Genomic DNA, 14,188 nt, shown 5'->3' with positions numbered 1-14,188 from the left:
GGCTTGCAGTATGATGCTTTGGTTGCGCATGCCTGTGCTGATAATAGTGGAATCCCAATGTCTAAAAAGTCGGACAACGATAATCATAGCAATCAATTAAATCCAAATAATCCCGAGTATTTGAATTGCCGTGGCGGTGGTAACGATGGCAGCGATATGTATGGTGATTACGACGATACGGCATGGTTGCAAAAAAGTTGGTCCGCATTTCCCTATGTCTCTAGTGCTCCGCGTTTCGAAAGAACCTGGTTCTACTTCGCGGGCACGAGTTTCGACGGAACGGCTGTGTATGTCCGGTTCCAGACTGAAGTTAAAGTCAATAGTCTTTTTACAGTGGCAGGAGAAGCTCGCGGGCTTGCAGAAGATGCGAAGGAAACTTTACTTCGTCACATGTGTCGGAGATGCCCCCTTGGCGTAGCATACTGGCGTTTGGCGACCGATGAGAGCCGGGGCATGTTTTATTGGTACACGCCCCCGTTAAGTGAGGGCGCGTTCGAAACAAGACCGGACGTTTATAGCGGGGTTGAGCGTCAAAAGATGTCGAGCTGGTATTCTGCAATCCGCCACCAGTCGCAACAATTGGATCTCTTATTCGATTGGGGAAAACACGATGAGGCAGTCGATCTGGGAGTCATCATGAGTGAAGTCATTACGTTCGCTCCGGAAACCGAAGACCTGACAAGGTGGATCAAACAGGCGCCGCCCGAACAGCTCTGAGAATTTCAGGATGCCTGCTGGCAGCGCTGGCAACAGCGGCCCGGCTTTCAGGCGGCCCACGCAGACCGTCAGAGCGGCATCCACGCACTGGATTACAAGGACTGACGCGATCCGGTTGCCGATTTCATGCCCACGTCATATTGAAAAAATAAGCTTGCCTGCTCTTACATGAACGGAGCAGGCATGACTTCATCGCATTCGCGTCGCACTTTCCTGACCCAGGGCGGGGCATTGGTGGGCAGTTCGGCATTGGGTGGCTCCCTGTTGCTCGGGGGCTGCGGCGGCAGCAGCCATGCGGCCATCGGTGTCAGTGACAAGGAACGGCCGAAGATGCCGTCGGGGATCCAGTTCGGCGACATCACCGATCAACGGGCGATCATCTGGAGCCGCAGCGACCGCACTGCGCAGATGATCGTCGACTACGATACCAGCGAGCGTTTCAGCAATGCCAGCCGCATCGTCGGCCCCACGGCCAGTGACGCGACCGATTTCACGAGCCGGATCGACCTGGGCGGCTTGCCGGCCGGCCAGACGGTTTTCGTGCGCGTGCGCTACGTCGATCCCAATAATGCAAAAATCGAGAGCGAAACCATCTCGGGGCAATTCAGGACCACACCGGCTGCGGATAGCACCCGGGCCGTGCGGTTTCACTGGAGCGGCGACCAGTGCGGCCAGGGCTGGGGCATCAATACCGATTTTGGCGGCATGAAAATCTATGAAGCGATGCGCTTGCGCGACCCGGACTTTTTCATCCACAACGGCGACACGATTTATGCCGACGGGCCGATCCTGGCCCAGGTGACGGCGGAAAACGGCCAGGTCTGGCGCAATGTGGTCACGGAGGAAGTGAGCAAGGTCGCCGAAACACTGAAGGAATACCGCGGCCGCCATGCCTACAATATGCTGGATGCGAACTTTCGCAAGTTTGCCGCCCAGGTGCCGCAGATCTGGCAGTGGGACGATCATGAAGTCACGAACAACTACAGCGCCGCCAAGGATTTGTCGGGCGACGCACGCTATACCGAGAAAAACATTGCCACCCTCACGGCCCGTGGCCGCCGCGCTTTTCTCGAATATGCGCCGATGCGCTATTACAAGCAGAGCGAACCGCAGCGCATTTACCGCACCATCTCGCACGGCCCGCTGCTGGACGTGTTCGTGTTGGACATGCGTACGTATCGCGGTCCGAACAGCGCCAATCTGCAAACCGGGGAAGACGCGAGTTCGGCGTTCCTGGGTAGTGCACAGGTGGAATGGCTGATCGCCGGGCTGAAAGCCTCGACCGCAACGTGGAAAGTCATTTCCGCCGACATGCCCATCGGCCTGAACGTTGGCGACGGCAAGAATGCCCGGGGTGAAGACGTCTGGGAAGCGATCGCCAACGGCAACGATGGTATGCCGCTTGGCCGCGAACTCGAAATGGCCCGCCTGCTCAGCAGTATCAAGGCGATCCCGAACGTGGTCTGGATTACCACCGACGTCCATTATTGCGCGGCCCACTATTACGATCCGGCCCAGGCCCGGTTCACGAATTTTTCGCCATTCTGGGAATTCGTCGCCGGCCCGATGAATGCCGGCGCCTTCGGTCCGGGCGTGCTCGACAGGACTTTCGGCCCCACGGCGGTGTTTTCCAAAAGTCCGGTGATCCAGAATTCTTCGCCGTTTTCTGGCTACCAGTTCTTTGGTGAGGTCAATATCGACCCGCGCACCAAGGCGATGAAGGTCGAGCTGTTCAATCTTGACGGCGTCTCGCAGTTTGCGCAGACGTTGCCGGCAGTGGGCGTCTAAGGCCTGATCGTGGCCTGATGAAGCTCCATGGTGTGCGAAGGCGGGTTGAACGCGTGGGCGGGAAACCCGCCCACCCTACTGGTCAGGTCAGGTCAGGTCAGGTCAGGTCAGGTCAGGTCAGGTCAGTTCGCGGCAGCATGTTCACGCAGCCCGACGCTGGCCTGCGTTGTGCCGTTGGCGGCGCGCTCGAGCACGGTGCGCCGGTTGCTGGATGCCTGATCGCGCTCGGCTTCGGCATGCCACAGATGCAGCACTTCGGTTGCCATCGCGCCGTCCTTGCGCAGCACGCCGGCATGAAACAGCCGCACCACGAGGTCGGAATCCTCGTGGCCCCAGCCGGTAAAGCTTTCGTCGAAGCCATTGACTGCGATTAGGTCGGCCTTCCATACCCCCAGGTTGCAACTCTTGATGCGGCGCCAGCTGAACTTGCGGCGCACGCGGGCGATGTCGGGCCAGCGCACGATCGTCTGCAGGAACTTGTTCATGTCGCCAGCCAGCCGCAGGCGCAGGCGCTGGGCGACGCTCAGGCCGGCCACGTCGATACCATCGCGCAGCGCGCGTTCGGTCAGCGCCTGGCTGAGCAGGATGCGGCTGCCTGACACAAGGAAGCCCTGCTGGGCCAGCGCGCGGTGGCGGGCGATGAAGTCGCGCTGCGGCACGCAGTCGCCATCCAGGAAGATGATATAGTCGCCCGTTGCCGCCAGCGTGCCGCGGTTGCGGGCCATGGCGGCGCGAAAGCCGTCGTCCGGTTGCCACACATGTTTGACGGGCACCGGGGCGCCTGCCGCCAGCCGCGCGACGCAGTCCCGCGTGTTGGCAGTCGAGCCGTCATCAGCGATAATGATTTCAAAATTCTTGTCGTCCTGCAAGAAACAGGCGGCCAACACCGCTCCCAGTGCGTCGGGCCGGTTGTACGTGGTGATCACGACCGACAATGTCTGTGTTTGCTGCATGGTGTCCGATACAAATGCTCTCTAGGCCGCAAGAATAGCCCACAAGAACAAGAATGAACAATACGTCGATCAAGGCCCGGGAGCCGCTGCAGTTGTTGGTGGGCTTCCAGATGTTCCTGTTTCCCCTGATTAGTCTGACCACGCCGTCCGGCATCGGTTTTTCCAGCCTCCTGTTCCTGCTCACTGCATTGTTCGTGCCGCGCAAGGCCTGGGCGGCGACCGCGCCGTACTGGAAAGCGATCCGCTGGGTCATCGCAGCCTTCGTGTTCCAGTTTGCGCTGGCCGTGGCCGCCGTGGTGGTGCGACCCGAGGCGCACCTGGATTCGCTCGACAAACCGTCACGCCTGCTGTTGGCGATGAGCGCCATGGCGCTGGTCGTGCTGGCCAGGCCGCGCGCCGCGATGCTGTGGTGGGGCGTGGTGGCCGGTGCGATTGCGGCGCTGCCGTTCGTGGCCTGGCAGCGCATCGCCATGGGCGTCGAGCGCCCGGGCGGCTTTCTCAATGCGATCACTTTCGGCGACCTGGCGCTGTGCCTGGGCCTGGTCGCCCTGGCGGCGGCGATCGATTATCGCCATCACGCCGGCAAGGCGGCGCTGGCGGGCCTGGGCGCGCTGGCCGGCTTGGCCGCCTGCCTGCTCACCGGCACCCGCGGCAGTTGGGTTGCGCTGGCGCTGGCGGCCGTGCTGTTTCTCAGTTACGCGCAGCTGCTGCACAGCCGCAAGCTGCGCCTGCTGCTGGCCGGCAGCTTCGCGCTGGTTGCCGCCGCGTTCCTGGTGCCGGCCACCGGCATGCAGGAGCGCGCGCTGCAGGGCGTGGACGATGTCCAGACCTGGGTCGACGGCGGCAATGTGCATACCAATGTCGGCACCCGGCTCGAATTGTGGAAGGGCGCGGCAATCCTGATCGAGCAGCGCCCGCTGTTCGGCCTGGACCGCAACACGCTGCGCGCCGAAATCCGCCACATGGTCGAGCAGGGCACGCTCGATCCGGCGATCTTGTCCCTGGAACACCTTCATAATGACGGGTTGCAGGCGCTGGCCACGGGCGGCATCTTCGGGCTGCTGGCCTGGGCCGGCATCCTGGTCGCGCCGTTCGTGTTCTTCGCGCGCCAGCTCGGCCGCGGCGTGCAGGCCCAAGTGCATGCGCGTGGCGCCGGCCTGCCGCAGTTCGCGCCGGCGCTGGCGGGCATGCTGGTGGTGCTGAGCTATTTCAGCTTCGGCCTGACCGAGGTGATTTTCTGGTCGCTCAAGGGCAGCATGTTCTATGCGCTGATGGTGTTCCTGCTGATGGGACTGTGCCTGGTCGCGAAGACGCGCCAGGCCGATGCCGCAACGCTTGAAAAGAAAGTTGAACAACGTGGAAACTAAGGTCATCGTGCGGCGCCTGCTGGCGCTCGTCAAACCGTACAAATCGCGCGCGGCGCTGGCGCTGCTGTCAATGGCGATCACCGCTGCGACGCAGCCGCTGCTGGCCAAGGCGATGCAGCTGCTGTTCGACCGCGGCTTCGAAGAGCGGGTCTCGTTCAGCCTGTGGCTGATTCCTGCCGTGCTGGTATCGATCTTCGTGCTGCGCGGAATCGGCACCTTTGGTACCGCCTACTTCAACAACTGGGTGCTCTCGCGCGTGCTCAACGACATGCGCGCGATGGCCTTCGAGCGCGTGCTGCGCCTGCCGGTCGCGCGCTACCAGGACGAGAGCACCGGCAAGATCATCAACACGGTCGTCAACGACGTGCGCCAGGTGGTCGACATGATCCAGTCGGTGTTCGTCGCCTGCGTGCGCGACGTGCTGGTCGTGATTGGCCTCTTGGGCAGCCTGCTGTACCTGAACTGGAAGCTCACGCTGATCGCCATCGTCGTGATTCCGCTGACGGCCGTCATCGTGCGCACGACCACCAAGCGCCTGCGCAACCTGAATCGCGAAAGCCAGCGCGTGACTGCCGAGATGACCGGCGTGGTCGAGGAAGCCGCGCGCGGCCACCAGGTGATCCGCGTGTTCGCCGGTGAAGCCTACGAGCGCCGCCGCTTTCATCAGCGCAGCGTCGCGCTGCGCGGTTTTTCGCAGCGCATGACGGTGGCCTTTGCCGCCACCACGCCGGTGACCCAGATCGCGACCTCGCTGGCGCTGTCGCTGGTGGTCGTGCTGGCGATGCAGGCCGACATGACGGTCGGCGAATTCACGCAGTTCGTCACCATGATGCTGATGCTGCTCACACCGCTCAAGTCGCTGGCCGAAGTGAATGGCCCGATGCAGCGCGGGATGTCGGCCGCCGAGACGGTGTTCGGCATCATCGACGCCGAGCCGGAAGTCGATACCGGCAGCCGCGAACTGGGCCGCGCGAGCGGCCACCTGGTGTTCGAACGGGTCGCGTTCCAGTACCCGAATGCGGCTGGCCCGGCGCTCGACGATGTCTCGCTCGAGGTGTTGCCGGGGCAGACCGTGGCGCTGGTGGGGGTCTCGGGTGGGGGCAAGTCGACGTTCGTGAACCTGGTCACGCGCTTCTATGATCCGCAAGGCGGGCGCGTGCTGCTCGACGGCGTGCCGTACACCGACATCAAGCTCGCGTCGCTGCGCAGCCAGCTGGCGATGGTGAGCCAGAACGTCGTGCTGTTCGACGACACACTGGCGGCCAACATCGCCTACGGGGCCGAGCACATCGACCACGAGCGTCTGGCCGGCGCGATCCGCGCGGCGCACCTGACGGACGTCGTGGCGCGCCTGCCGGATGGCATCGACACGCGCATCGGCGAGAACGGCTCGCGCCTGTCGGGCGGCCAGCGCCAGCGCGTGGCGATCGCACGCGCGATCTACAAGGATGCGCCGCTCCTGATCCTGGACGAAGCGACATCGGCGCTCGACAACGAGAGCGAACGCGCGGTGCAGTCGGCGCTCGACACGCTGATGGCCGGGCGCACGACGATCGTGATCGCGCACCGCCTGTCGACGATCGAGCGGGCCGACCGGATCGTGGTGATGGAAGCAGGGCGCATCGTGGAGCAGGGCACGCACGACGAACTGCTGGCCATGAAGGGCATGTACGCGAATCTGTACTATCTGCAGTTCACGGCCGAGAAGAAACAGGCAGTCTAGCCTGCTGCACAAACACGTCGTTCCCGCGAAGGCGGGAACCCAAGGCATTGGCACTTCCACGACGTTTCGCTGCCAGTGGCAGCGCGTGACACTTGGGTACCCGCCTCCGCGGGTACGACGGTTCTCCAACAACAACGGCCATCAGCGCGCGTAATGCGCCGCTTCTCCGGCCTGCCGGATTCCCGCGCCGCCGGCAGCTTCCTGCACCGCATGCGCATAGCGCTGCAATGCATCGTCCAGCGATGGCAGCAGCCGCGCGCGTTCGCTGCCCAGCGCACTGAACGCCGGCCGCTGCGCCGGATAGTCCACCGCATCGGCCGCAACCTCCTGCAAGCCATCGGCTGACATGCCCGCTGCCGCGCACGCGCGCCGCGCCAGCTCGGCCCAGCTCACGGCGTCGCCGTTGGTCAGGTGCCAGATGCCGCGCTCGCGGTCGATCATGAGGTCGAGCGCGACCTTCACCAGATCCGGCACATAGGTCGGCGAGACGATCATGTCGCCCGCCGCCTGGAACGGCTCGCCATTGGCCAGCGCGCCCAGCGCCTGGGTCACGAAGTTGTGCCGGTCCCATGGCCCGAAGAACGCGCTGGTGCGGATCACGAGCGCCTGCGGATCGGCGTCCAGCACGCGGGTTTCGGCATCCAGCTTGCTGCGCCCGTAGACGCCGAGCGGATTGGTCGCATCGGATTCGACATACGGCGCGCCCTTGGCGCCGTCGAACACCAGGTCGCTCGAGAACGTCATGAAGCGCAGCGCATGGCGCATGCAGGCCAGCGCCAGCACGGTCGGGCCCAGCGTGTTTTCGCGCATGCAGCGCTCGCTGTCGGTTTCGGCCTCGTCAACGCGCACGAAGCCGCCCGCATTGATGATCGCCCACGGCTTGAAACGCACGATTGCCGCGTCGACCGAGGCCGGGTCGGTGATGTCCATCTCTTGCCGGGTAAGTGCGTGGCAGGCCAGGTTGCGCGCTTCGCAGATGCGCTTGAACGCTGCGCCGAGCGTGCCGGTGGCGCCCGTGATCAGGATCGGCTGCACGGGCGCCGACTTGAACTGGCTGCGCACGGCGATGTCGGCCACTGCCGTGCGGGTGGCCACGGGTTTGCACCAGAAGCGGCCCGGCCGGCGCCACCAGCCTTCGCCCTGCAGGACGGGATTGGACAGTGCACGCTTGCTGGCCAGTTCGCGCATCAGGGTTGCCAGCGCGGTAGGGCGGGGCGTGGGCGAGCGCACGTCGAACGGACCCGGCTCGTAGTAGCCGTGGCACGCCGTCACCAGGCTGTTCCAGTCGAACGAGCCCAGCAGCGCCCAGACCGTGACGGCGCGGATGTCGGCGCCCTGCTGGCGCGCCTTGAGGGCGGCGTTCCAGATTTCGACAAGCCAGCGCAGCTGGTCTTCGCGGTTGGCGTCGATGTGCGCTTCGGTGATCGCGATCGGTATGCCGTAGCGTTCCCAGGTTTCCATCAACAGCGGGGCGATGCCGGGCGTGGGCGTGGCCAGCGCGCGCGGCGCTTCGATGTCGGCGTGCGCCACGCCCCGGTACACGTGGCGGTGGCTCTCGGGATAGCGTTCCGGGCGATGGTCGAGCCAGCGCTCGCTGGTGACGTAGTAGTTCACGCCGATCACGTCGGGCGGGCACGGGTTGTCGCGGAACCAGCGCAGCTCGTCGGCCGTGGCGCCCGAGTCGAGCAGGTAGTCCCACAGCTTGTGGCCGGTATCGACCATGCCGCACAGCAGGTCCCAGGCGAGCCAGCGGCGCTCGTTGAAGTAGTTCGCGATGTCCTGCATCTCGGGCGTGCCGTAGGTCTTGGACAGATCGTCGGTCTGGACCAGTTTTGCATGTGGGTTGACGGCGCGGATCGCGCGCATCGACAGCACCGTCGCGCGGCACTGGATCAGCAGGGCGCGGATGAACGTGGCTTCGTCGCCACCATGCGGGTACCACACACCGGCCAGGCCCGAGAAGCGCGCGGTGGTGCAGATTTCGTTGACGGGCGTGTAGTGCTCGACCCACGGATAGCGGGCGGCCACGGCGCCGGCGTACTCGGCCAGCTGGTCGGGGAAGGCGGGATCGACGAGGCTCGTGTGACGGGGGCCGCTGCCGTGGTGGATCAGCCCGACGATCGGGTTGACGCCGAGGTCGCGCAGCGCCGGCAAGCGCTCGTCAGCCCATGACCAGTCGGCCTTGTCGATGCCATCGGGCGCCGTGCGCTCCCACAGCACCGGGTAGCGGATCGCCTGGATGCCGAGCGATGCAAAGCGTTCAATATCTTGCAGGCGGCCAGCGTGGCCGTTGCGGTCCATCTGGCTGAAGTAGTCGTCGCGTACGCGGTTAACCGTGCATTCGAGCCCGCCCCAGAGGGCGAGGTCGGGCTGGGAATCGGTGCGAAGAGTCATAAAGGCTTACCTGCGTAGTGAACATGACAACAGACTAACGGTCACCGGGCAGTCACTATGTTAAGTGGTTCACATAGTGGGCGTTTTTCGGACCAGTCCTACCTCCTGGCGGCGGTTTTTTGGGTAGCCTGGCACTTCTGGAGAGCAGATCTATTCAAGCGACAATGTGTTTCTTTACAACGCAGGGGGAAATCCAATGTACATGGTCTACTGGACAGTGGTGGACGGCGCGGCCACGCACGCGCATGCGCAGGGCTTCGACACGGCCGAGATGGTCCCGGCGATGGGATTCATGGAGGCGCTGCGCAAGCGCCAGCGCGATGGCGAAGGCATCCGCTTCATCACCATGTGCTCGGAGCATCCGGACGTCGTGGGCCATCCCGGCGTGGACGTCACGGGCGCCGATTACAACTGGAAGAAGCGGCGCAGCTAGCGCGATGGATCGTTCATGCCGGTCAGGCTCACGACCTGGCCATCGGCGCGCACGACACCGTTCTCGAACACGATGGTTGACGCGCGGTTCACGTCCGGCAGTTTGATGGTGATGGTGTCGCCACGCTGCGCGATGCTGCCTTGCGCGGCGCAGGTACCGAACAGCGGCGTGGGCGTGACGCCGGATGCATCGGCAAGCAAAAAGTAGAACAGCGTCTCGCAACTATTGCCGCGTCCGCCGCTGCTGGCGATCAGGATGGCTTCCTTGCCACCGGACAGCTTGAAGCTGCGCAGCGGGAACTGCCAGCGCGCATCTTCGCCCGTGAAGAGGGCCTGGCCATCGAGCAGCATGGCGGCACCAGCGGCGCCGGTCTTGCGTTCCAGCAGGCCGGCCACGGTGCGCAGCGACGTTGGCAGGTTGTCGGCATTGCTATCGAGGATGCTACCGCCAGCAAGCGGCGCGGCGTTCGCGGCCTGGTCGGCAGCGCGCTGTACCTCGTGCTCGCGTGTCGTGTAGTCCTGATAGGCAGGGGCGGCGATGGCCGCGAGGATACCGAGGATCGCTGCGACCACCGTGATGCCGACACCCCATTGCGACCACTTCCGCTGGACGCGGTTGAAGTGCTCAAGGCTGTCCCACTGCTTGTTTTTCCAGGCCATTTCGCGGCCCTTGAATCCCAGCCAGAATGCCATGATCCAGCCCACGTAGGGCACCAGCGCCAGCAGGCCGATCCAGGAGCGATTGCCGATCGCCCAGATCCAGTTCAGGAAAAATGCGCCCCAGCTCCAGCCCTTCACACCGTCGGGAATGCCACCATCATCGACGCTGTACAGCGGTGGTTTGTCGAGAGTGACAGAGGGTGATGCATTGACCGCTGCCGCCTTGCCGCAGACCGCGCACGCAGCAGCATCCGGCGCCATCGGGGCGCCGCAGTGAGAACAGAACATGGGGGAGGCTTTCCTGAAAGTGGGGGGAGGGCACAGGACGATTATAGCGATCGTTGCACTACAGGAAACTCACCCAATTCCACGCATCAGATCTTCAGGGTAGCAGGCTGTGCCAGGCTCCCACGGCGCTGCTCACCCCGTCCTGCTGCCGGCCTGGTGCTGGCACCAATCATGGACTTGAAGACGCGCGGCATCGTTCCGAGTGCAAGCTGATACACGGCCACCAGGATAGCGCTCACGATCAGCGGCGCCATCACCCAATAGACCGGGTAGGGAATGGCGCTGCCGTAGCGGCCATACAGGATCCAGGTCAGCATCAGGATCGGTGCATGGCCCAGGAACAGGAAGAAGCTGTATTTGCTCATGCCAGTTAGCCACGCACCGAACCGCGTGCTGGCTGCCCAGGCGGTTGCAGGCCAGAGCAGGAACGGCGCAGCCAGGCGCAGGTAGGTCGTGTCTTCCATCCGGAAATGCAGGACGGCGAGGCAGGCGAGCACGAAGCCGGCGAACAGGATGCCGGCATGGCGGTCGAGGCAGCGCAAGTCCCACGCGCGCACCGCCGCCATCCCGCCGACATAGAACTGCATGGCCATCAGATTACGCTGCAGCAGATGCCCGTCGAAATCGCCCATGAAGATGACCGAGACGAGAACCAGACCAGGCCAGGCAGCCTTGCGCAGCAACCAGCCAAACAGGGGTGCCAGCAGGATCAGTACGATCAGGTCACGCAAAAAATTGAGCGGGTAATTGATTGGGGAGTCAGTCAGGCCGAACGCCGCATTCAACCAGCCGGTCGCATCGAAAGGCCACAGATTGGCCGACAACTGCATGCCGCCAAACATCTCCGCCCCCAGGGCCACAGGCGCCAGCGGCAGGTTAAAGCAGAGAAAGGGAATCAGGATCGTGCGTGCTTTTTTGGTCAGGCAGCGTACCGGTTCCTGGTCGATGCAGGACTTGAAGAGCAAATAACCCGAGATTACGGTCAAGACCGGCACGCTGGCACGAAATACCGCAAGCTGGAAAAAGGCTTTAATCAGGTCAAACCAGCCATCGCCAACGGCCGACATGGGCACATATGCTGGCGTATGCAACATAATGACACCAAAAATCATAACAATTCGCAAAAACGCGATACGGTCACCGGTTGCATGGCCAAGGGTCATCGAGCGCCTTTCGGATACGTGCTGGGTGGGTCATCCAAAGGTAGCGCACAGCGTGTACATACCACTTGGTAACAAAATAGCAACCAACAGGTTACGCCAATAATTTGTTGTAGTAAATAGAGCAGTTATAAAAAATCAATAAAAAAAAGACACCGGGCGGTGTCTTTTATGTTGCTGCGGTGTCATCAAGCCCGTCTGCCACCAACGTGATGGCAGACGGGCCGAGTTGACTTATACCGATGGTGGATCGGTTTCGCGGGCAAACACGCGGAAGCCGGCCAGCGCCGTCTTGAACGCTGCCAGGGCCGCATCGGCATTGGCAGCATCGCCCATGATCAGGCCCGGGTCATCCGAACCGTCTGGCAGCGTGGTCGGGACCATGGCCTTGGTCAGCAGGTCCGAACCGGCGCCGAACACGAGGATCGGCTTGCCGTGACGGTACTGCTCGCGCAGGAATTCAAGCACCTGTGCGTTCTTGGCCAGCGTGGCCACGGCCTGGTCGCCGTCCGGCACGATCACTGCGTCGTACATGACCGATGGGCCGGCTTCGACCGAGATCTCGACGTCAATCGGGTCGCCGTCAAGCGCCTTGACCTTGCCGAGCATGTTACCGACCATGCGTGGCACGGCGCCATCCTTGAGCAGGCTGCCATACTGGCCCTTGACTGCCTTGTCATCGACGCCCGACGCGATCAGCACGGCGACGCGGCGGCCCTTGATGCCGGTGACGCCTGGACGGCTCATCAGCGACAGCGCTGGCGATGGCGGATAGGTTGGAATCGGCGCATCGGTTGCCAGTGGCAGCGGTGCCGGCACATCCATGCCCAGACCTTCGGCCACGCGGGACACCAGCACGTCATCGACGTTGGCCAGTAGCGCCAGCACACGCTCGCGCACGGCCGGCGTCTGCACGCGGGTCAGCTCGAAACGGAATGCGTTGACGATGTGGTTCTTCTCGGCCGTGGTCTGGCTCTGCCAGAACAGACGCGCCTGCGAGTAGTGGTCAGCAAACAGTTCCGGATTGCCGCGCACTTTGTCCGCTGCGATCGTCTCCGGGAAGCTGGTGAAACCTGCAGGACCAGCCTGGTATGGCACACCGCCGCCCAGCGAATTCGGTTCGTAGTTCACGCGGCCGCGGTTGATGGCCTGGCGATGGAAACCGTCGCGCTGGTTGTTCTGGATCTGGACGATCGGCGAGTTGATCGGGATCTCGTGGAAGTTCGGGCCGCCCAGACGGGTCAGCTGGGTATCCTGGTACGAGAAGTTACGACCTTGCAGCAGCGGATCGTTCGAGAAATCGATGCCCGGCACGACGTGAGACGTGCAGAATGCGACTTGCTCGGTTTCGGCGAAGAAGTTGTCCGGGTTGCGGTCCAGCACCATCTTGCCGACCGGGGTCAGCGGCACCAGTTCTTCCGGGATCAGCTTGGTCGAATCGAGCACGTCGAACGGGAAGCTGGCAGCTTGTTCTTCGGTGAAGATCTGCAAGCCCAGTTCCCATTCAGGGAAATTACCCGCTTCGATGGCTTCCCAGAGGTCGCGGCGGTGGAAGTCGGAATCGGCGCCCGAGATGCGGACAGCCTCGTCCCACACCAGCGAGTGCGTACCCTGCATTGGCGTCCAGTGGAACTTCACGAAACGCGCTTCGCCCTGTGCATTGATCAGGCGGAACGTGTGCACGCCGAAGCCCTGCATCGTGCGGTAGCTGCGCGGAATGGCGCGGTCCGACATCGTCCACATCAGCATGTGCGCGATTTCCGGCGACAGCGAGGCGAAATCCCAGAATGTGTCGTGGGCAGTGGCCGCCTGCGGCATCGCGTGATGCGGTTCCGGCTTGGCTGCGTGCACCAGGTCAGGGAACTTCATGGCGTCCTGGATGAAGAACACCGGGATGTTGTTACCCACCAGATCCCAGTTGCCTTCTTCGGTATAGAACTTGACTGCGAAACCGCGCACGTCGCGTGCGGTGTCGGTCGAACCACGTTCGCCGGCCACGGTCGAGAAGCGCAGGAACACTGGCGTGCGCTTGCCCTTCTTGGCGAACGGGATGGCGCGGGTCAGCGCGCTGAAGTTGTCGTAGGATTCGAAATAACCGTGCGCAGCCGAGCCGCGTGCGTGCACGACGCGCTCAGGGATGCGCTCATGGTCAAAGTGGCTGATTTTTTCGCGCAGCACGAAGTCTTCGAGCAGAGTCGGACCACGCAGGCCGGCCTTCAGCGAATGCTGGTTGTCCGAAACCGGCACGCCCTGGTTGGTCGTCAGGTGACGATCGGCCGGGTCAACGCGCACGCGGTCGAGTGGATCGACGGTCGCGTTTTCGCCTTTTGGCGGATTGCCATCGCCAACTTTGTCATTGGCGATGATTTCGGTCGACGTGCTGCCGGTGGCGGCGTGGGTCGACGGCTTGAAGGTTTCGCCGACTGCTGGCGTACGCGATGCGTCGCCATACTCGCTGGCCTTGTTGGCATTGAATGGACGTGCCGCCGCGAGCTCTTGCTCAGCAGGGATTTTATCGAGCAGACGATCCGCGATCGGGTTGCTGACGCCAAGGCTTTGTGGCGGCTTGGCATCGGATGGACCGGCTACCGTGCTCAGGACCGATCCGGCGCCGTCGAATGAGCTAGGGTGCTTTGATGTTGGCATGCTGTTCCTTGTTTGTTGTAGAGATTATTAAACTCCCAATAACATAGCCCAGCACGTCGG

Annotated in this window: 10 protein-coding genes; 5 read left to right on the top strand and 5 right to left on the bottom strand. The window is 63.1% G+C overall.

All coding sequences use genetic code 11. The annotated features are described in order from the left end of the window. The first annotated feature begins 57 nt into the window (after positions 1–57). Positions 58–717 carry a hypothetical protein gene (locus tag ACZ0AJ_RS15985; RefSeq protein ID WP_499455458.1) on the top strand — a complete coding sequence of 220 codons (660 nt, stop codon included), beginning with the start codon at positions 58–60 and terminating at the stop codon, positions 715–717. Between the two features lie 183 nt (positions 718–900). After that, complete coding sequence (locus ACZ0AJ_RS15980) at positions 901–2,505, top strand: alkaline phosphatase D family protein (RefSeq protein ID WP_499455457.1); 1,605 nt, start codon at positions 901–903, stop codon at positions 2,503–2,505. 122 nt (positions 2,506–2,627) lie between these two features. Here the strand turns inward: ACZ0AJ_RS15980 and ACZ0AJ_RS15975 are convergent, their stop codons facing one another. Further along, a complete protein-coding gene (locus ACZ0AJ_RS15975) occupies positions 2,628–3,458 on the bottom strand; it encodes a glycosyltransferase family 2 protein (RefSeq protein ID WP_499455455.1) in 831 nt (276 codons plus the stop codon). A gap of 53 nt (positions 3,459–3,511) precedes the next feature. On the opposite strand from ACZ0AJ_RS15975, the gene ACZ0AJ_RS15970 reads away from it, so the two are divergent. Next, positions 3,512–4,825 (top strand): O-antigen ligase family protein, encoded by a 1,314-nt coding sequence (locus ACZ0AJ_RS15970; RefSeq protein WP_499455454.1) that lies wholly within the window; start codon positions 3,512–3,514, stop codon positions 4,823–4,825. Continuing rightward, entirely contained in the window at positions 4,782–6,548 is a 1,767-nt protein-coding gene (gene msbA, locus ACZ0AJ_RS15965) for a lipid A export permease/ATP-binding protein MsbA (RefSeq protein ID WP_499455587.1), read from the top strand. The genes ACZ0AJ_RS15970 and msbA overlap by 44 nt, the downstream gene beginning before the upstream one ends. Before the next feature lie 141 nt (positions 6,549–6,689). Here the strand turns inward: msbA and ACZ0AJ_RS15960 are convergent, their stop codons facing one another. Then, complete coding sequence (locus ACZ0AJ_RS15960) at positions 6,690–8,942, bottom strand: family 1 glycosylhydrolase (RefSeq protein ID WP_499455585.1); 2,253 nt, start codon at positions 8,940–8,942, stop codon at positions 6,690–6,692. Between the two features lie 196 nt (positions 8,943–9,138). Between ACZ0AJ_RS15960 and ACZ0AJ_RS15955 the strand changes: the two genes are divergently transcribed. After that, positions 9,139–9,375 carry a hypothetical protein gene (locus ACZ0AJ_RS15955; protein WP_183556428.1) on the top strand — a complete coding sequence of 79 codons (237 nt, stop codon included), beginning with the start codon at positions 9,139–9,141 and terminating at the stop codon, positions 9,373–9,375. Here ACZ0AJ_RS15955 and ACZ0AJ_RS15950 read toward each other — a convergent pair. From ACZ0AJ_RS15950 to ACZ0AJ_RS15940, 3 genes are all read right to left on the bottom strand, one after another. Then, positions 9,372–10,322: a zinc ribbon domain-containing protein gene (locus tag ACZ0AJ_RS15950; protein WP_499455452.1), complete on the bottom strand. Its 951-nt coding sequence runs from the start codon at positions 10,320–10,322 to the stop codon at positions 9,372–9,374. The two genes, ACZ0AJ_RS15955 and ACZ0AJ_RS15950, sit on opposite strands and share 4 nt — an antisense overlap. Positions 10,323–10,408: 86 nt before the next feature. Next, positions 10,409–11,485, bottom strand: coding sequence for an acyltransferase family protein (locus ACZ0AJ_RS15945; protein WP_499455451.1), 1,077 nt, complete (start codon positions 11,483–11,485; stop codon positions 10,409–10,411). A 231-nt stretch (positions 11,486–11,716) separates the two neighbouring features. Continuing rightward, positions 11,717–14,128: a catalase gene (locus tag ACZ0AJ_RS15940; RefSeq protein ID WP_499455450.1), complete on the bottom strand. Its 2,412-nt coding sequence runs from the start codon at positions 14,126–14,128 to the stop codon at positions 11,717–11,719. Between the last annotated feature and the right edge of the window lie 60 nt (positions 14,129–14,188).

It is taken from the genome of Telluria sp. AC161, from assembly GCF_979258535.1.
This window is presented reverse-complemented; position numbering and strand designations above follow the sequence as displayed.

Coding starts and splice junctions, on each gene's coding strand:
- ACZ0AJ_RS15985 (WP_499455458.1), top strand. CDS start 58: ATGTCTAAAAAGTCGGACAACGATAATCATAGCAATCAATTAAATCCA.
- ACZ0AJ_RS15980 (WP_499455457.1), top strand. CDS start 901: ATGACTTCATCGCATTCGCGTCGCACTTTCCTGACCCAGGGCGGGGCA.
- ACZ0AJ_RS15975 (WP_499455455.1), bottom strand. CDS start 3,458: ATGCAGCAAACACAGACATTGTCGGTCGTGATCACCACGTACAACCGG.
- ACZ0AJ_RS15970 (WP_499455454.1), top strand. CDS start 3,512: ATGAACAATACGTCGATCAAGGCCCGGGAGCCGCTGCAGTTGTTGGTG.
- msbA (WP_499455587.1), top strand. CDS start 4,782: ATGCCGCAACGCTTGAAAAGAAAGTTGAACAACGTGGAAACTAAGGTC.
- ACZ0AJ_RS15960 (WP_499455585.1), bottom strand. CDS start 8,942: ATGACTCTTCGCACCGATTCCCAGCCCGACCTCGCCCTCTGGGGCGGG.
- ACZ0AJ_RS15955 (WP_183556428.1), top strand. CDS start 9,139: ATGTACATGGTCTACTGGACAGTGGTGGACGGCGCGGCCACGCACGCG.
- ACZ0AJ_RS15950 (WP_499455452.1), bottom strand. CDS start 10,322: ATGTTCTGTTCTCACTGCGGCGCCCCGATGGCGCCGGATGCTGCTGCG.
- ACZ0AJ_RS15945 (WP_499455451.1), bottom strand. CDS start 11,485: ATGACCCTTGGCCATGCAACCGGTGACCGTATCGCGTTTTTGCGAATT.
- ACZ0AJ_RS15940 (WP_499455450.1), bottom strand. CDS start 14,128: ATGCCAACATCAAAGCACCCTAGCTCATTCGACGGCGCCGGATCGGTC.